This is a genomic window from Pirellulales bacterium, assembly GCA_019694435.1.
Classification (GTDB): Bacteria; Planctomycetota; Planctomycetia; order Pirellulales; family JAEUIK01; genus JAIBBZ01.
This window is the reverse complement of record JAIBBZ010000056.1, coordinates 1-17,685: the sequence shown is the minus strand read 5'-3', so window position 1 is coordinate 17,685 and position 17,685 is coordinate 1. Positions and strand designations below refer to the sequence as shown.

Here is a 17,685-nt window from a genome sequence, read left to right as displayed (position 1 = left end):
GAGCCACGACCGTCATTTCATGAAGCGCGTGGCGACCTGCATCGTCGAGGTCCGCGACCAGCGGGTGGTGAACTACCGGGGCGACTACGAAGCCTACCTGTACATGGTCAACCGGGAGATCGAGGAAGGCGAGCGCGAGGCGGCCAGCCCAACCAGGCGGCCGGCCGCGGGTGGGCGCGTGCCGAACATCGCAGCCCGCGCCGCGCGCCGCAGCGAGCGCGATGTGCGCAAGGAACTGGGCGCCCTGGAGCGCAACATTGCGCGGCTCGACGAGCAAAAGAAGAAGCTCAACGGCGAACTGATGACGACGCTCGACGCGGCGAACGCCCTGCGCTGCCATAACGAACTGACGGCCACATGCGATCAACTGGCCGCGGCCGAAGAGCGCTGGCTGCAACTTCAGGAAGAGCTGGCCGACGAGTGAGCGTTCCAGGTCGCGCACCACGGCGGTGATCCCCGTTGCGCGGCGATTGAGCCCCCCGGACCTAAACGGCCGCCGAGGCCTGCGCCGCGCTCGGGTCCGAAGGTCGTTCGCCGGCACCGGACAGCAGCCGGTTGATCGCACTCAAGAACGCCTTGGCACTGGCCTCGATGCTGTCGGTCGAGATCCCGCGGCCGCGGACGACGCGTCCCTGGTACTCGACCTCGACGGTGACCTCGCCCTGCGCGTCCTTGCCCATCGACACGCTGTGGACCTGAAAATCCTTGCAGACGACCTGCATGCCCGTGACCTGCTCGATCGCCAGAAAGATCGCATCGACCGGCCCGTCGCCGGCCTGGACCTCGGCCTTGAGCTCCTGGTCGCCGCGGCGTACCACCAGCCGGGCCCGGGGCGTTTGGCCCGTGGCCGCGTCGATCGCGTGGCTGACGAGCGTGTAGGTCTCGACCGCGTCGCGGAATTCCTGCTCGATCAAGGCGGCGATGTCGCCGTCGTAGATTTCCTTCTTCTTGTCGGCCAGCGCCTTGAACTGCTCGAACAGGGCGTTGAGTTGCGAGTCGTCGAGCCGGTACCCGAGCGACTTGGCGCGATCGGCCAGCGCCGCCCGACCGCTGTGCTTGCCCAACACCAGGTCGGTCTTGGCGAAACCGACGTCCTCGGGCCGCATGATTTCGTAGGTCGACCGCTCTTTGAGCATGCCGTCCTGGTGGATGCCGGCCTCGTGGGCGAACGCGTTGCGCCCGACGATCGCCTTGTTGCGCTGGACCTGAATGCCGGTGATGTTGGCCACGAGCCGGCTGGTGGGCACCAGCCGCGGCGTGTGGATCTGGGTCGTACAGCCGTAGACGTCGTGCCGGGTGCGCAGGGCCATCACCACCTCTTCGAGCGCGCAGTTGCCGGCCCGCTCGCCGATGCCGTTGATGGTGCACTCGATCTGCCCTGCCCCGGCTTCGACCGCGGCCAGGCTGTTGGCCACGGCCAGGCCCAGGTCGTTGTGGCAATGGATGCTGATCACGGCCCGATCGATGTTCGGCACCTTGTTCTTGAGCGTGGCGATGTAGCGGTGCATGTGCGCCGGCGTGGCATAGCCGACCGTGTCGGGAATGTTCACGGTCGTGGCGCCGGCACCGATTGCCGCTTCGACCACCTGGCAGAGAAACTCGAGCTCGGTCCGGGCGGCGTCCTCGGGCGAGAACTCGACGTCGTCGGTGTAGCCAGCTGCACGGCGAACGCCCTCGACGGCCCGGGCCACGATCTCGTCCTTGTCCATCCGCAGCTTGAATTCGCGGTGGATGGCGCTCGTGGCCAGGAACACGTGAATCCGCGATCGCTCGGCATGCCGCAGCGCCTCCCAGGCGCGATCGATGTCTTGCGGGTTGCACCGGGCGAGGCCGCAGATGGTCGCCCCGCGGATCGATTGGGCGATTTGCCGCACGGCCTCGAAATCGCCGACCGAGGCGATCGGAAAGCCGGCCTCGATGACGTCGACGCCCAGGTCGACCAGGGCCTGGGCGACCTCGAGCTTTTCGGTGTTGTTCATGCTGGCGCCGGGCGATTGTTCGCCGTCGCGCAAGGTCGTGTCGAAAATCGTAATGCGACGCGGGGCAGTCATCGGGAATTCACCTTTGTGGGCGGGAGTTTTGTTACCTGTTGTCGAGCGCGAACCACTTCAAACCTAGCCGCTGGCGCGCGGCTGCCGACCCCTGGTCGGCGCGCGTAGCAACAGCAGGCGTTCCCGGCTGGCTGACTGGTTCACGTTCGCACTACTCCCGGCCCGTTCGATTGTCCGCGAAATGGGCAACAAAAAAACCCCAAGACCGTCTTCGGCCTCAGGGTCGATCGTGTGGCTGTTTCAGGGGAAACCTTTGCGCACGCGCCCTACGGCCGACCACCGGCGAGCCGCAGCCCGCCCGAGGTAAGCAACAGCCGTAGCACAAGATTTGCGGCTGCCAGGTTCACGCGACAAAATCCCCCAGGGTTTCGAGCAACTCTAGCCGGCAAAGCTGGCACGGTCAAGTTTTCCCGGTCCGCGCAGCGCCGCCCGCGAGTTTTGCTGGAACGAAGAGATGGCAGGGCATTCTCGGGTTCGCGCGCGATTCTCGCCGCATCACCGCTGCATGCGGATTCGTGTACGGGAAGGGTTGTGCCGTCCTGATTGCCCTTTACATCGTCATCGGTCGTGGCGTATTGCAGCCGGGTCTGGTACCGAGGGTAGCTTGGCCATGCCCGGCGATCAGCTTGATCTCAACAGTGACGTACCCCTGCGCCCGGCGGGCGGCAGTGCCGACGACGCTCGACGGCGGTTCATCGGGATGCAGTTTGCTTGCTGCGGTGTGTACCAGCGGATTTATGTCAATCGTGCCGGCACGGCTTACGAAGGGCGCTGCCCGAAATGCGCCCGGTTCGTGCGACTCACGATCGGCCCCGGCGGCACCGACCAGCGGTTCTTCACCGCGTACTGAGTCTGCATGCCCGGGGCTGCCCCTGCTAGCTGCGCGCAGCCGGCGCGAGGGCAGCGGCATACGATTGTCAGCGGGCGCATCTCTTGAGCCCGCTGGGGGGTTACGTTACGCTTCGCCGCCGCGCCCGGCAGGCTGCTCACGGTTCCGCTGATTGCATTCCCATGGACTACGAAGTTCAACGCTGCAGCCGCAAATGCGCGACGACCGGCCGCGACCTGGCCGAGGGCGAAGTGTTCTACTCGGCGCTGTTTCAGGCCGGGCAGGCCACCGAGCGGCGCGATTATGCGCGCGAGGCCTGGACCGGCCCGCCCGAGGGTGCAGTGGCCTGGTGGAAGTCGCGCATGCCCACGCGTGACGATCACCGCGCCAAGCTCGCCCCCGACGAGGTGCTGCTCGACTACTTTCGCGAGCTCGCCGGTCACCCGGATCAGGCCGATCTGCGGTTCGTGCTGGCGTTGCTCCTGGTTCGCCGCCGAATTCTGCGGATGGAAGAAGACGCCGAGGAAGGGCGCCCGATGCGGCTCTATTGCCCACGCGACGCGGAGACTTACGAGGTTGTCGTGGCACAACCGGACGCGCGACGCGAAGCCGAAATCCAAGAGGCCCTGGCCAGGCTGTTGTATGCCGATGCGGCCTGAGCGGCCGCGAAAATAGTGTCTCGCTCTGGAACACGGCTGCATCCTCACGGGCAACCCCGCGTGCGACCGAAGCTCACACTGCTGTGCCTGGCCTACTTGCCGCTCTTGGCGGCGGGCGGTGCCGGCTGCCCGCAATTGCTGGACCAGTACATGGTTCCCGGGCCGGAATTGCCCGTCGGGCCATCGCTCAGCGACGTGGTGGAAACGGTCGAGCGACACACGGTCCACGTCACCTCGTTGTCGACCACCGAGGCCCGGATCAAGGCCACGGGCCTGCCCGGTGTGACGGCCAAGATTGCCTACCAGGCGCCGCGGCGCTTGCGGCTGCTGGCCGAGACCGCACTGACGGGCAGCGAATTCGACCTCGGCAGCAATGACGAGCGCTTCTGGTTTTGGATTCGCCGGAGCGAACCCCCGGCCTTGTTCACCTGCCGGCACGATCAGTATGCGGCGAGCCGCGCTCAGCAAATGCTGCCGATCGATCCGCAATGGCTGATCGAGTCGTTGGGCCTGGTCCACTTCGATCCGAGCGCCGCGCATGCGGGCCCGCGCAGCGTGCCGGGCGGCCGGCTGGCCGTGCAATCGAACCTGCTGCGCGGCAACCGGGTGTTGATCAAGGTGACCCTGCTCGACGCGGCGCGCGGCCTGGTGCTCGAACAACATCTCAGCGACGAGGCCGGCAACCTGATCGCCAGCGCATTTGCCAGCGATCATCGCCGCGACCCGGTGACCGAAGTGACCCTGCCCCATGAGGTCAAGCTGCAGTGGCCGTCGGCTGATTTCTCGCTGACGCTCAAGGTCGACGCCTGGACGATCAACTATGCCGACGACATGAGCGATGCCCTGTGGTCGATGCCCAGCGACGTGGCGCCACAGGTGATCGATCTGGCCGATCCGCGGCTGAACGCGCCGGCGGGTGCCCGCGGCGGAGTACGTTTCGGAGTGGACGGGGCGCAATGACCGAACGCGAAACGCCGGGCCAGACGATTCAGCCCACCTGGCCGGTCGCGTGTTGCCGCATCCGCAACCGGGCCTTGCTCAGCAAGGGGCCCACACTGCCCACCGGCAAGCCGATCTGGTTGCCGATCTCCTCGTAGGACTTGCCCTCGAGGTGATACAGCCGCACGATCTCGGCCTCTTCTTCCGGCAGCGCCGCCATCAGCCGTGCGACTTCTTCGCGATCGCTCAAGCGCTCCTCGGGAGTGTCGATCACGGTGTCGCTGGTAGCGAGCTTGTTCAAATTGGCCTCGGACAACCGGGCGGCCGCCTTCGCGCGGACCATTTCGCGCACGACCACGCGCCGAGCCACGACGGTCAGGTACGTCGCCAGGCTGCTTTGTCCGCGAAAATTTCGCAGCGCGGCCGCATCGTCACGGAGAATCGCCAGCATGATGTCCGAGCACAGCGCCTGCCGATCCTCGGGGGTCAGCCGTACGCTACGGGCCTGAGCAACATGCTGAATGACGTGCACGAACAGCCCCATGAAACGATCGACAAAGTCCTTCCATGCGGCGGGCTTGTGGCTTAAGCACCGTTCGAGAAGGCTGCGATCAATTTCAGAGAGCGCCACAGGAGCTTGCCTCGAGGGTTTCCCCTGCCACGGGCCCTACCGCTCGAAAGCCGGGGCGATCTACGCCGAGATCGACCTCCTTGCCGCCGCTTGCGCAGGCTGAGGCGTGGGGTGCGATGCGGCACAGTGCATCAAGCGATGTACGGCGGGTGCCGGGCGGACCTCGCCGTCGGGCCATGACCGATGAGAGGAACCAATCAATCTTAAGAACGACACTTTCGCGAAGCAAGGCGAATGCGCGCGTCGAAGACAGCCTATCCGCTTGCTGCAAAAACCTTTGCGCCATCGACACGACCGGGGCAATCGCACGCGGTTACGGGCCGATCACTCTGCGTGTCCAAAGAGCGGCGACCTAACTCGCGCTCGGCAAATCGCAATGATTTCACTGGCTTGACGCAGTTGCCTCGACTGCCTAACATTCCCACCATTCGTGGCGGCAACCGTGGTCAAGTACAACGCCTGTAAGCACTTGCCACACCCTTGGTGGCCGTCCTTTTGTCGTGCCGACCGAGTAGTCTCGCGGACCAAGTCGTCTCGTTAACCAGCCTCGACAGCCCGTCAGAATCGCGCGCGATGCGGTTCCGCCCGAGGGCCGGTCGAATGACTGCAGCGTGATTGCCGGAACGTCCGACGAAGTGCTCGAAGACTTCGCATCAGCCAGGAGAAACCTTCGCAATGACACACGTCGTTTGCCAGCCTTGTGACGGCTGCCGCTATACCGACTGCGTGGTGGTCTGCCCCGTGGAATGCTTCTACGAGGGCGAAACGATGCTCTACATCCACCCCGATGAATGCATCGATTGCGAGGCCTGCGTGCCGGAATGCCCCGTTGAGGCCATCTATCACGAAGACAACGTGCCCGACGAGTGGAGAAGCTTCGTTGCGCTGAACGCCGAGAAGGCGCCGAAGTGCACGGTGATCACCGAGAAGAAAACTCCGCTGACCGACAAGTAACCGCCGATCGGTTTACTGCGTCGGGCTGGATCACTGCGTCGGGCTGGCGTCCTGCTGTGCGTGCGCTGTGCCGGTTTTGCGGCTGCGCGGTTCGCACGCTTGTGCCGTGCAATTGCCGCCCGCACAGCACGTCGCTTTCAGGTCGACTGGGAAATCGGCCCTATTTCAGGTCGACCGACCAATAGGCGCTATCGAGGAACGACTTCCAGCTTTCGTACTTCGGGTTGCCCAGTTTGATCGTCAACAACGGGCTGCGCTTCGGCCGGACGGGCTGCTTGATCAGCTTCAGGTGCGCCTCTTGCGGCGTGCGCCCGCCCTTGCGGACGTTGCATTGCACGCAGCAGCAGACGATGTTTTCCCAAGACGTGTCGCCGCCTTGGCTGCGCGGCACCACGTGGTCCAGGCTCAATTCGCTCGTCGGGAACCGGTGGCCACAGTATTGGCAGCGGTTGCTGTCGCGAGCAAAGATGTTGCGGCGATTGAACCGCACCGTCTGTTTCGGCAGGCGGTCGTAGGTCAACAAGCGGATGACCCGCGGCACCTGAATTTCAAAATTCACCGAGCGAATCCAATCGCTGTCGGGATCCTTGAACTGAGCCTTCAGCTCGCTGATCTCACGCCACGAATCGAAGGTGTAGTTGGCGTATTGGCCGTCTTCGAGGTGCACCACCTCGGCCAGGTTGCGATAGAGCAGACCAAATGCGCGGCGGACGTTGATCACATGAACCGCCAGGTAAAAGCGGTTCAGGACCAAGACGCTCGTGCCGAGAGGGTCTAAAGCGGCAGCCAGGGACATCGAGGCTCCTCCGGGTCCTCTGCGGATGGCAGGCCTTCGCGGGGCATGACAGCATGTCTGTCTCCTCCCCATCGTTCAGCTTGCAGCAACGGGCAAGCTGCAGAACCATTCTAGTGGGTCACCTGCGCCCCGACCAGCAAATCCGGATCGGTTCCTGCCGAGCCTGTGCGGGCCGCCCGGCTTCGGGCGGCTGATGCTGGTGCCTGGTTGCCAGCCCCTGGCGTGCCGCCAACGTGGTCCGGGCAGATGACCAGCCGTTACAAGTTCCCGGCATGCTTCTACCTGTTTTTGACCCCGTGTGCTGTTGCCACTTCGAAAAATGCGCCATTAGGATGGAACTCGTGGGAGCCCAGGGGCTGAGCTCCCGAACACCACCAGCGGCGCAACTGCGAAGTTCAACCCGCACCCGGCCTGCGCGCCGCACATCTCGCCCCCAGCTATCCCCTGCCCAGGAGTCGGTCGATGATCCATTACACCTGCGACCATTGCGGTCGGGAGATCGATCCGGAGATAGAGTTTCGCTACGTGGTCAAGATCGAGATCGCCGCGGCGCTCGAGCCGCTGTCCGACGAGAGTCTCGAAGATGACCGCGATCATCTGCAAGAGTTGCACCAGGTTTTCGAACGGGCTCATTCGCGCCCGCTGGGGGACGACAGCGCCGAAGATCTCACACCGCGCGAACTGCGATTTGACTTGTGCTGCGATTGTCAGAAGAAGTTCGCTCGCGATCCTCTGGCCAAGGACGCAGCCAGCCCGATGAACTTCAGCCAGAACTGATTTGCCCGCGGGCAGATCTCAAGTGCGTCGCGCGGGGTGCCGTCCTGCGGCGCCAGCAAGAGGCCCGTTATGCCCCCCCGCCCCGGTCGCCGCCGCATGCCGTGGTGGGTCGCGTTGTGCGTGTTGCTGGTGCTTGCTGCCCGGCAGTACTCCCAGTGGAATTCTGCCACGCACCAGGCGCCCGACACGCGTCGGCCGTCGCCGCCCGCGCGCGGGGTCACGCCGGCGACCGACGAGCCGCCGGCGGAGACTGCTGCTCGAACCGCGCAACCACAGACCGATAACGATTGGGTTGGCGCGCAGCGAGGCGCGTATCGCGTCCAGCGTGTTGTCGACGGCGACACGCTGCTCTTGGACAACGACCAGCGCGTGCGGCTGATCGGCGTCGATACGCCCGAGTCGGTCAAACCCGACACGCCGGTCCAGCCCTTCGGCAAAGAGGCCACGGCCTTCACGCGGCAATTCCTGGCCGCCGGGCAAAACCGCGTGCGGCTCGAGTTCGACCAGGAGCGCACCGACGATTATGGCCGACTGTTGGCCTACGTCTGGGTCGGCGACCGGATGCTCAACGAAGAACTGCTCCGCGCCGGTCTGGGGCGGGCCCTGCTGCGACATCCCTATTCCCAGGCGATGAAGGACCGCTTCAAAGCGGCGCAGCAAGACGCGAGACGGCAGCGACTCGGCATCTGGTCCGACGAGCGCTAAGCCGCCCGCGCTATCGCAACAACGCGTCCGTGTCGCCGGCGACTTTCTGGAACGAATCGTGTGGGTAGAAGCAGCGGCCGATCCGGTCGGCGAGGATCGCGACGTACTCGCGGCGGAATTCTTCTTCCTCGCGCTCCGACGTCGGCACACCTGTGTTGACCGGGTACTCGTTCGACGGCAGGCGCTTTTCGAAGATCACCTCGCCGCCGGCGTGCATGTCGAGCACTTGCACACGAACCTGTGAATTGCCCTGGTAGAGCGTCGGGCCTTGGTAGATCGAAAAACTTTCCAGATCCACCGCCACGACCCGGTCGGCGTCGAGTGCCTTGCCGACTTCCTTGAATTCGAGCCAGTCGTTTTCGTCGGTCCATCGCGCCACCTTGCGATGATCGACGATCTTGATCTTCGACACGCGCTGCCCGAGCAGGCTGCTCAGCTCCTTGGCCAGCAGTTCAGGCACGCGGATGTTGCGATACTGGTCGTCGGCCGGGGGCCGGCAGATGACCACGACGTTTTGCTCCTTGAGCCCGTCGAATTCGGCCGGCTCGTCGGTGCCGCGGATGATGTACATGGCCCCGGCCAGCGCGCTGGTGCAGCCGGCCGCGGGCAACAGCGCGAGCAGGCTCAACAACCCGGCCGCGCAGGCCGCGGCCGCACGAGGTGAACAGCGTTCCATCGCCAGGACCTCTTCGGATGATTCAGTTGGAGTGAAGCTGCCCTAGCGCCATGCACAGCGCACGGCCCAATCGAGCAGCGTAAGGGCTACGAATACCCCGGCGCCCACCGCGAGCACTTCCTCGCGCGGCACGCCCAGCAGCCATCGTCCACGCAGGGCCACCGCCAGTAGCCAAGGCGCGCCCAGCGCCGCTGCTACGGCCAGCAGCGTCCCGCCCAGGTTGGCCGCCGCCGCCGCGGCGAACTGGCCACGCACGGCATGGGCCCAGGCGGTCGTCATGCCGCAGGCCGGGCAACGCTGGCCGAACAAGGTCAAGAACGTGCACGGCGGCAGTCCCAGTTGTTGGTGCGTACCAAGTCCTCGGGCATTCGGCGTCAGCCAGGCAGCCACGCAGAGCAGAGCGAGGAGCCCCAGGCCTGCCAGGCCACAGCCGAATCGCAACCGAGGAGGCAACGCGCGCGACGTTTCGGACGCGCGGAACTTTGTGGATGAGATCGAGGAAAAGCGGCGGGAAGATAGCGACGCCGCGTCAGACGTGCAAGACGGAGTCGGCCTGCTATCACGTCCAGGCATTGTTTTGCACTCCGCGCGCTGGCGAGTCTCGGGCTCAGCGCGGCTCGAGCGTCCGCTCCCAGGCGGCCAGTTCGGCCGCGTCGGCTTCATCGATCGACAACCGGCGAATCGCCGTCGCCCGCCCGGTTTGCGGGTTGATCTCGACGATAGCACCGTTGATCCGCACGTCGCCGGTCGCCACTTCGAAATGCGAGGGGACGAACGATAGCGTGGTGTCGACCACGCGATCGATTCGCCGGCCCAGGATGCTATCGTGCGGCCCGGTCATGCCCACGTCGCACTGGAATGCCGTTCCGCCGGGCAGGATCTGCTCGTCGGCCGTGGCCACGTGGGTATGCGTGCCCAGCACCGCGCTGACGCGACCGTCCAAGTAGCGGCCCATCACCTGTTTGTCGCTCGTGGCTTCGGCGTGAAAATCGACCAGCACGCAGCGGACCTGTTCGGGAAGCGACTCCAAGACGCGGTCGATGGCCGTCCACGGGCAATCGACCGGCCGCATGAATAGCCGCCCCAGCGCGCAGACGACGGCCACTGCCGTGCCGTCGCGGGCCGTCAGGACGATGTGATCGCGCCCCGGGGCCACGGCCGGGAAATTGGCCGGCTTGCAGATGTTCGCCTCGTGCTCGAGAACGCCGTTGATCTCACTGCGTCGATAGATGTGATCGCCCAGCGTGATGCCGTCGACCCCGGCGGCGATCAATTCGCGATAAATCGCGGGAGTGATGCCCGAGCCACCCGCGGCGTTCTCGGCATTGGCCACGACGAGATCAAGGCCCTCGCGCCGGATCAGGCCGGGTACGGCGCGTTCGACGATCGCACGGCCGGGCTTGCCGACGATATCACCGATGAAGAGTAGCCGCACGCCGCAACTCCCTGGGCCAAGCCGCAGGCGCGGCACCTGTCCGCGCCGCCGGTGTCGTTACTTGGCCGTCTCCGTAACCCTGATTTCGCGAATCATCGTCACCTTGATTTCGCCGGGATAGGTCAGCCGTTCCTGATAGGCGTTGGCGATGTCGCGACAGACCTTGGCCGCCGTTTCGTCGGTCGTGTCGCGCGAGCTGGCGATGACGCGCACTTCGCGGCCGGCGCGGATGGCATAGGCCTGCTCGACGCCGGAAAACTCGGTGGCAATCTGCTCGAGCTCTTCCATCCGTTTGATGTAGTGCTCGAGGTTCTCGCGCCGTGCTCCCGGCCGCGACGCGCTGACCGCATCGGCCGCGGCGATCAACACCGTATAAGGATAGTCGATGCGCAAGTCGTCGTGATGACCCAGCGCCGCGTGGACCACCTCGGGGCGCTCGCCATAGCGTTTGAGCAGATCGGCGCCGATCTTGGGGTGCCCCCCCTCGGCCTCGTGGTCCGCAGCCTTGCCGATGTCGTGCAACAGGCCGCAGCGGCGGGCCAGCCGGCCGTCGAGGCCCAGCTCTTCGGCCATCATGCCGCTCAAGAAGGCTACTTCGACCGAGTGCCGCAGCACGTTTTGGCTGTAGCTGGTGCGGAAACTGAGCCGGCCCAGCAGGTGGATGATTTTTTCATTGACGTTCGACAGGTCGACCTCCTGCACGGCCGCCTGGCCGACCTTCATCAAGTGGGCCTCGAGCTCCTTTTCGGTCTCGGCCACGACCTCCTCGATGCGCGAGGGGTGGATGCGGCCGTCGGCGATCAGCTTCTCCAGCGAAATCCGGGCGATTTCGCGGCGGACCTTGTCGAAACCGCTGACGATCACCACGCCCGGCGTGTCGTCGATGATCACGTCGACGCCCGTGGCCTTTTCGAACGCGCGGATATTGCGGCCTTCGCGGCCGATGATGCGGCCCTTCATTTCGTCGTTGGGGATGTCGACCGTGCTGGTCGTGCTTTCGGCCGCGTGGCTGGCGGCATAGCGTTGCAGCGAGGTGATCATCACTTCGCGGCTTTTCTGCTCGCAGGTCTCCTGCAGTTTGCGCTCGTGCCGCAGGATCATCGCGCCGGTTTCGCGCTGCAATTCGTCTTCGAGCATCGACATTAGCCGCGTGGTCGCGGCGTCGCGCGACAGGCCCGACAGCTCGTGGAGCTTTTGCCGCTGCATGTCGACCAGGTCGGCCGCCTCTTTGTTGCGGCGCGTGGTTTCCTCGATCCGCTCGGCCAGCTTGCGCTGGTTGTTCTCGACCATTTTCTCCTGCTTGCGCAGCTGGTCGGATTGCTGATCGATGCTGTCCTGGCGCTTGTCGAGCTGCCGCTCGCGCTCGAACAACTCGTCGCGCAGCTTGCTGATCTCGCGCTCGCCCTCGGCGCGGACCTGGATGGCCTGTTCCTTGATCTGTAGCTCGGATTCTTTGCGGCGAGTTTCGATGTCGCGCTCGGCTTGCGCGACGAGCTGCTTGGCCTTGGTCTCGGCGTCCTTCATCCGCAGGCGATCGAGGACCTTGATCAGGGCCACGGCCAAAGCGGCCGCCACGATCGCCGTCACGATCACCGCCAACACGGTCTCCGCTGGTAGCACGGCAGGCTCCTTTTACGGCTGCGAGCGCATGCGGCCATGATCCCGTGCTGAGCACCTGCGCCGAGCATGGCGCGAGGGGGCAAACGAACGCCTGCCAGCGAAACACCACGACGCAAGCGCCGTGAGGCGGGCCCGCGAGAATGAACTGCTTCGATCGACGTTGTTGGCCGATTACCGCGGTGGCCGGCCGGGCAAGGCCGGCCAGGCTCCGGACAACCAGGCGGAACCGCGCAACCCAGGCGTGCGCAACCGCGCCCGTGCGGCAGCATCCCCAGGATACGACCGCAGGCCAACTCCAGCAGAATGGATTACCCGAGCCTCGGCGTCAGGCGGGCGATAGCGCATGCAAAGCCAGGCCGCATGGGCCCACTCGGCAAACGACGCCACCGCCTGCGGCCAAAAGGCCGCGCTCGGGTGCACCGTCGAAGGCTTCACGCACCTCGACACGGCACGCATCGCGCAGCCTAGTTTGCCGAACCACTGCTGCAGAAACAGGATCACCAGGTCCAGCATTCCGCAGGTCTTTCGGTCAGGGGGCTCGTACGTCAAAAGAACCAGGAAACTCTCGCGTCGCCAGTTCGCATCTGGCCAGGGTCGTTCGACTTGCCCGAACGGGTCAGGCCGAAGACACTCGTCTACAGAGGCATCGACTTGGCGAGGGCCGGTTGGCTACTCCCCCGTGCACTCTTCGCGCCCGCCGTAAGCCAGCGGGACGACGTGCAAACTCGGATGTTTGCACGGAGCACGAAGACCCCAAGAGAGAACTACCAGCCCTCTTGTTTCAAATGTTAGCAAAAATTGAACAATCTCTGCAACCTGATGCCGCCGGGGCAATGGGAGCGCGTGCCGCCGCTGGTGAGAGCGCCGGCGCTTCAGGCAAGCTATGACGGCCAGCGGAGGTCCTTCTTTCCGCGCGCCGACCATGCGTCGCCGCGAGCCGGCTTTGGATGCATCCCTTCGAACAAGAACTTGAAGCTAGTTGGCCGCCGACCGAGTGGAGCGAGGTCACGGTCGTGATTGCCGTTTCCGGAGGGCCTGACAGCGTGGCTTTGCTGCGCGCGCTCGTCGCCTTGCGCCGGCCCGGTCTCGGCCGCCTGGTCGTAGCCCATTTCAATCACCGTTGGCGCGGGCTCGAATCGGATCGCGACGAGGCATTCGTTCGCGACTTGGCCGCGCAGCACGGGCTGGTCTGCACCGTGGAGCGAGCACCGGTCGAAGCCGGTCGCCCGCAGAGCGAAGAGGCGGCGCGCGGAGCGCGACTGGCGTTCCTGCAGGAGTCGGCCTGCGCATTCGGCGCGCGGTTTGTCGCGACGGCACACACAGCCGACGATCAGGTCGAGACGATCTTGCAGCGCATCCTCCGCGGAACCGGCCTCGGAGGCCTGGCCGGCATCCCTCGGGCCCGACCGCTTGGTCCGGCCACCTTGCTGCGGCCTTTGCTCCAAGTCCGCCGCGTCCAGGTGCTCGCCTACCTGGCGGCAATCGCACAGCCGTTTTGCGACGACGCGACGAATCTCCAGCCGGTTTTCACCCGCAACCGGCTGCGGCACGAGCTGCTGCCGCTCCTGGCGCGCGACTTCAACCCCGACGTGGCCGGCGCGCTGTTGCGGCTGGGACGGCTGGCCGCCGAGGCGCAGAGCGTCTTGCGAGAGTCGGCCCGTCGACGGCTGCAAGCCGTGGCCACGCGCTGCGACGCAGCGCAGGTCGAACTCACGCTGTCCGGCCTGCGCGACGAGCCGCGATACCTCGTGCGCGAACTGTTCGTCGAACTCTGGCGCCAGACGGGCTGGCCCGAGCAGGACATGAGCTTTGCCCACTGGGAGGCTCTGGCCGAGTTGGCGCTCGGGCCCACACCGGGTCTCGCGGCCCTCGATCTCCCGGGCGGCGTCCGAGCCCGGCTCGACGTCGCCGGCGGCGTGTTGCGGCTGAACCGTGCGCCAGTCGAACGCTGAATCAGCCGGAGACCGCGCGACAACCCGGCACGGCGCTGCGGCGCATTAGCCGCGGGGGTGAAACTTCTTGTGCACGGCCTTCAACCGCGCATGATCGACGTGCGTGTAGATCTGCGTGGTCGCGATATTGGCATGGCCGAGCATCTCCTGCACCTGGCGCAGGTCGGCACCGCCGGCCAGCAGGTGCGTTGCGAAGCTGTGGCGCATCGTGTGCGGGCTGACCGTTTCGGGTGCCCCGATGCGCAGCGCGTATTTCTTCATCAGTTCCCAGATCGATTCGCGGCGCAGCCGCAGCCCACGCCGCGAGAGCAGCACCCAAGGCGCCGTGCGCACCGCTCCGCGCAAGAGCCGGGGGCGTTCGTCGGCCAGGTAGCGCTCGATGGCGGCGATGGCCCGTCGTCCGAGGGGCACCACGCGCTGTTTATCGCCCTTGCCGTGACAGACGCAGTAGCCGGCGTCGAGGTGCAGATCGCGCAGCTCCAGGTGCGAGATTTCCGACACGCGACAGCCCGTCGCGTAGAGCAGTTCCAGCAATGCTCGATCGCGAATCCACAACGGATCGTCCGCGCCGGGGGCCCCGAGCAGGCGGTCGATCATCTCGGGCGACAACACGTTCGGCACGCGCTGCCATAACCGTTGGCTGCCGAGCAGCTCGACGGGGTTGTCCTGCACGGCACCCTCGAGCTGCAGGTAGCGGTAATACATCTTGAGCGACACGAGGTGCCGCGCCAGGCTGGCCGGGGCCAGTCCCTGGCCATGCAGCCAGGCGGCATAGTCGGACAGGTCCTGAATGGTCAGCCGGGTCAACTGGCGTCCGTCGAGCCATTGACCGAACCGCGTCAGATCGCGGCGGTAGGCTGCCACGGTGTTGTCCGACAGGTGGCACTCGTTGCGCAGATACTCGGCAAATACCGAAACGAAGCGCGGCGCCGCCGGCCGATGATCGTTGGGAAGCGGGCCGCGATGCGCGGAACCGCTCTTGCCGGGCGAGGGCCGGGCCGATTGGTCGCTCGTCGACCGGCGCGGCGCACCGCCGCGCGAGGGCGACGGTTGTGCCGGTTGGTGCGAACGTGACGCCATCGGAACACTCCAACGCGGTGAAAAACGATCCGCACCTCGCGACCAACGCATCTTGGGAACGGATTTGGTTTCGGCCCGTGGCGTAGATAAACTTCAGGGGCCGCGGGCATTCCCGGCCGGCCCCCGGCTGTCCGGCCCCCCATCCGCCGGGCAGCGAGAGCGCAACCGAGGAGTGTGCTGCTGTGCGTGTGGTGATCACCGGCGGATCGGGCTTCATCGGCTCGCACCTGTGCGATCGCTTCCTGGGCGACGGCCACGAGGTCGTCTGCCTCGACAACTATCTAACCGGTTCGCCCCGCAATACCGATCACCTGCTCGAACAGCGCGGCTTTACGCGGCTCGAATGCGACGTGGCCGAGGTGCTGCCCGTCAGCGGCCGCGTGGATGCGGTTCTGCACTTTGCCTCGCCGGCCAGCCCGATCGGCTACCTGCGCAATCCGATCGAAACGATGCGCTGCGGCGCGCAGGCCACGTTCCTGTGTGCCGAGCTGGCCCGCCGGCATCATGCCCGGCTGCTCCTGGCCAGCACGAGCGAGGTCTACGGCGACCCACTCCAGCATCCGCAAACCGAGACCTATTGGGGCAACGTCAACCCCATCGGGCCGCGCAGCGTCTACGACGAGGCGAAGCGTTTTGCCGAGGCGGCCGTGATGGCCTATCACCGCGAGTTTGGGCTGGCCACGCGGATCGTGCGGATCTTCAACACCTATGGACCGCGAATGCAGGTCGACGACGGCCGGGCACTGCCGAGCTTTATCTCGCAGGCCCTCCGCGGCGAACCCATCACCGTCTATGGCGACGGCAGCCAGACGCGCAGCTTCTGCTACGTCACGGACCTGGTCGATGGCATCGTGCGCCTGTTGCACAGCGACTTCGTCGAGCCGGTCAACTTGGGCAATCCGGCCGAGTTGACGATGCGCGAGCTGGCCGAGGAAGTCGTCGAGCTGACCAGTTCGACCAGCACGCTCGTCTACGGCGACTTGCCCGAGGACGATCCCAAGCTGCGGCGGCCCGACATCGCCCGGGCCCAGAAAGTTCTCGGCTGGCAACCGTCGGTCGATCGCCGCACGGGCCTGGCCCGGACGATCGAATATTTCAAGGCCGAGCTGGCCCGGGTCGCTGCTTGCGATCCGTGAGTCGATTAAGCTGATCGAAATTCAGCTTTTCTCGCGAGGGCCATGCGATGAGCGCCGTACAGCGCGCTGTTCCCCTGGTTGCCCTGGCCGACCTGGTGGCCGGGCAAGAGGCCGACTGCTTCGCGCTGTTGTCGCGCCGCGAAGAACTGCAAACCAAGGACGGCAAGCCGTACTTCCGCGTGACGTTTCGCGACGCCCGGCGCGAAATCGCCTTCCCGATCTGGAGCGACTCGGCCTGGGCCATCGCCTGTCGCGATACGTGGACCGTGGGCGGCTGCTACAAGCTGCGCGTCGTGCTGCGCGAGACGAACTTCGGCCCGCAATTGGAAATCCGCAAGATCCGCGAGGCCGGCCCGGACGACGCGGCCGACGGATTCGACCCGGCCATGTTCCTGCCGCGGTCGCGGTTCGACTCGGTGCAGATGTTCGACGAGCTGGCCGGCCTGGCCCGGGACCGCATTGCTGAGCCCGAGCTGCGGCAACTGGTGCTCGACGTGTTGGAGCAAAATCGGGAGCAACTGCTGCGCTGGCCCGCAGCGCGGCGCAACCATCACGCTTTCGCCGGCGGATTTCTCGAACACGTGCTCAACGTGACCCGGCATGCCACCTGGCTGGCCGAGCAATACGACCGCCTCTATCCCGACCTCGAGCCACGGCTCAATGTCGGCCTGGTCACGGCCGGGGCGATCGTGCACGACCTCGGCAAGCTGCGCGAGCTCGAACTGCTGCCTGACGGCACGCAATATACGGCCGCGGGCAACCTGATCGGCCATATCCTGCAAGGCCGCGACATGCTGCGCGAGGCGGCCGCCGGCCGGGCGATCGACCCGGAGCTGCTGCTGCGGCTCGAGCACGTCATCGTCGCCCATCAGCGGCTGCCCGAATGGGGATCGCCCAAGCCGCCGATGACGCCCGAGGCGATGATCGTCCACTATGCCGACGACCTGGACGCCAAGTACCAGATGCTCTATCGCGCGTTGGCCGACGAATCGGGCACCGGCCCGATCACTTCGAGCCGCAATCCGATGAACCAGCCGTTCTACCGCGGCGGGTAAGGCGGGCCGATGCTCCTTCGCCGGGCAGAATTGCGCCCGGCCCTGACACGACCGCACGGGGCAATTCCACCATGACGAACCAGCCCAAAGCGTCGTTCGACGTGTTTTTGAGCTATCGCAAGCCGGACGTCGAGCTGGCCCGGGCCGTCTATCGGCGGCTGGTCGCCGCCGGGCTCACGGTCTGGTTCGACGAGCAGCGGCTCGAAACGGGCGATCACTGGTATCGCGAGATCGACCGCCACTGCCAGGCCAGCCGCGTCGTGGTGCCGGTGCTCACGCCGCGCTGGCAGCAGTCGCAGTGGACGCGGTTCGAGGCCTACGGCGCCGCCGTCGTCGTGCCGGTGCTCGTCGAGGGCGAGTTTCAGGACGTGGCGCCGCCGCCCTTGCGCA

General features: G+C 65.8%; 19 protein-coding genes. 11 read left to right on the top strand and 8 right to left on the bottom strand.

Going from position 1 to position 17,685, the window contains the following annotated elements; genetic code table 11:
* Window positions 1-424 (top strand): ABC transporter ATP-binding protein (locus tag K1X74_22385; GenBank protein MBX7169101.1); only part of this gene is annotated, 424 nt, incomplete at its 5' end.
* 61 nt (window positions 425-485) lie between these two features.
* Here the strand turns inward: K1X74_22385 and K1X74_22380 are convergent.
* Window positions 486-2,051, bottom strand: a complete 1,566-nt coding sequence (locus K1X74_22380; protein MBX7169100.1) for a 2-isopropylmalate synthase — start codon at window positions 2,049-2,051, stop codon at window positions 486-488.
* Between the two features lie 610 nt (window positions 2,052-2,661).
* Here K1X74_22380 and K1X74_22375 point away from each other — a divergent pair.
* From K1X74_22375 to K1X74_22365, 3 genes are all read left to right on the top strand, one after another.
* The gene (locus K1X74_22375) at window positions 2,662-2,901 is read left to right on the top strand and encodes a hypothetical protein (GenBank protein ID MBX7169099.1); all 240 of its coding nucleotides are present in this window, start codon (window positions 2,662-2,664) and stop codon (window positions 2,899-2,901) included.
* 161 nt (window positions 2,902-3,062) lie between these two features.
* Window positions 3,063-3,539, top strand: coding sequence for a hypothetical protein (locus K1X74_22370; protein ID MBX7169098.1), 477 nt, complete (start codon window positions 3,063-3,065; stop codon window positions 3,537-3,539).
* Between the two features lie 60 nt (window positions 3,540-3,599).
* The gene (locus K1X74_22365) at window positions 3,600-4,499 is read left to right on the top strand and encodes a hypothetical protein (protein ID MBX7169097.1); all 900 of its coding nucleotides are present in this window, start codon (window positions 3,600-3,602) and stop codon (window positions 4,497-4,499) included.
* Between the two features lie 28 nt (window positions 4,500-4,527).
* On the opposite strand, the gene K1X74_22360 is transcribed toward K1X74_22365, so the two are convergent.
* Entirely contained in the window at window positions 4,528-5,109 is a 582-nt protein-coding gene (locus tag K1X74_22360) for a sigma-70 family RNA polymerase sigma factor (GenBank protein ID MBX7169096.1), read from the bottom strand.
* 675 nt (window positions 5,110-5,784) lie between these two features.
* On the opposite strand from K1X74_22360, the gene K1X74_22355 reads away from it, so the two are divergent.
* Window positions 5,785-6,063: a ferredoxin family protein gene (locus K1X74_22355; GenBank protein MBX7169095.1), complete on the top strand. Its 279-nt coding sequence runs from the start codon at window positions 5,785-5,787 to the stop codon at window positions 6,061-6,063.
* A 160-nt stretch (window positions 6,064-6,223) separates the two neighbouring features.
* Here the strand turns inward: K1X74_22355 and K1X74_22350 are convergent, their stop codons facing one another.
* Complete coding sequence (locus K1X74_22350; protein MBX7169094.1) at window positions 6,224-6,859, bottom strand: HNH endonuclease; 636 nt, start codon at window positions 6,857-6,859, stop codon at window positions 6,224-6,226.
* Window positions 6,860-7,321: 462 nt separating this feature from the next.
* Between K1X74_22350 and K1X74_22345 the strand changes: the two genes are divergently transcribed.
* Window positions 7,322-7,636, top strand: a complete 315-nt coding sequence (locus K1X74_22345) for a hypothetical protein (GenBank protein MBX7169093.1) — start codon at window positions 7,322-7,324, stop codon at window positions 7,634-7,636.
* Window positions 7,637-7,705: 69 nt separating this feature from the next.
* Complete coding sequence (locus K1X74_22340; GenBank protein MBX7169092.1) at window positions 7,706-8,341, top strand: thermonuclease family protein; 636 nt, start codon at window positions 7,706-7,708, stop codon at window positions 8,339-8,341.
* Window positions 8,342-8,351: 10 nt separating this feature from the next.
* Here K1X74_22340 and K1X74_22335 read toward each other — a convergent pair whose 3' ends face one another.
* The 4 genes from K1X74_22335 to rny are packed head-to-tail and all read right to left on the bottom strand — an operon-like array spanning window position 8,352 to window position 12,054.
* Complete coding sequence (locus tag K1X74_22335; protein MBX7169091.1) at window positions 8,352-9,017, bottom strand: hypothetical protein; 666 nt, start codon at window positions 9,015-9,017, stop codon at window positions 8,352-8,354.
* 42 nt (window positions 9,018-9,059) lie between these two features.
* Window positions 9,060-9,590 carry a DUF2752 domain-containing protein gene (locus tag K1X74_22330; protein MBX7169090.1) on the bottom strand — a complete coding sequence of 177 codons (531 nt, stop codon included), beginning with the start codon at window positions 9,588-9,590 and terminating at the stop codon, window positions 9,060-9,062.
* A 34-nt stretch (window positions 9,591-9,624) separates the two neighbouring features.
* Window positions 9,625-10,452 (bottom strand): YmdB family metallophosphoesterase, encoded by an 828-nt coding sequence (locus K1X74_22325; GenBank protein ID MBX7169089.1) that lies wholly within the window; start codon window positions 10,450-10,452, stop codon window positions 9,625-9,627.
* Between the two features lie 57 nt (window positions 10,453-10,509).
* Window positions 10,510-12,054: a ribonuclease Y gene (gene rny / locus K1X74_22320; protein MBX7169088.1), complete on the bottom strand. Its 1,545-nt coding sequence runs from the start codon at window positions 12,052-12,054 to the stop codon at window positions 10,510-10,512.
* A 965-nt stretch (window positions 12,055-13,019) separates the two neighbouring features.
* Between rny and tilS the strand changes: the two genes are divergently transcribed.
* On the top strand, window positions 13,020-14,024 hold the full coding sequence (gene tilS / locus K1X74_22315; GenBank protein MBX7169087.1) for a tRNA lysidine(34) synthetase TilS: 1,005 nt from the start codon (window positions 13,020-13,022) through the stop codon (window positions 14,022-14,024).
* A gap of 45 nt (window positions 14,025-14,069) precedes the next feature.
* On the opposite strand, the gene xerD is transcribed toward tilS, so the two are convergent.
* Window positions 14,070-15,104: a site-specific tyrosine recombinase XerD gene (xerD, locus tag K1X74_22310; GenBank protein MBX7169086.1), complete on the bottom strand. Its 1,035-nt coding sequence runs from the start codon at window positions 15,102-15,104 to the stop codon at window positions 14,070-14,072.
* 182 nt (window positions 15,105-15,286) lie between these two features.
* Between xerD and K1X74_22305 the strand changes: the two genes are divergently transcribed.
* The 3 genes from K1X74_22305 to K1X74_22295 all read left to right on the top strand — a co-directional run.
* On the top strand, window positions 15,287-16,240 hold the full coding sequence (locus tag K1X74_22305; GenBank protein ID MBX7169085.1) for an SDR family oxidoreductase: 954 nt from the start codon (window positions 15,287-15,289) through the stop codon (window positions 16,238-16,240).
* Window positions 16,241-16,287: 47 nt separating this feature from the next.
* Window positions 16,288-17,295 carry an HD domain-containing protein gene (locus K1X74_22300; protein ID MBX7169084.1) on the top strand — a complete coding sequence of 336 codons (1,008 nt, stop codon included), beginning with the start codon at window positions 16,288-16,290 and terminating at the stop codon, window positions 17,293-17,295.
* Window positions 17,296-17,366: 71 nt separating this feature from the next.
* The coding region (locus tag K1X74_22295) for a toll/interleukin-1 receptor domain-containing protein (protein MBX7169083.1) at window positions 17,367-17,685 on the top strand (319 nt) is incomplete at its 3' end.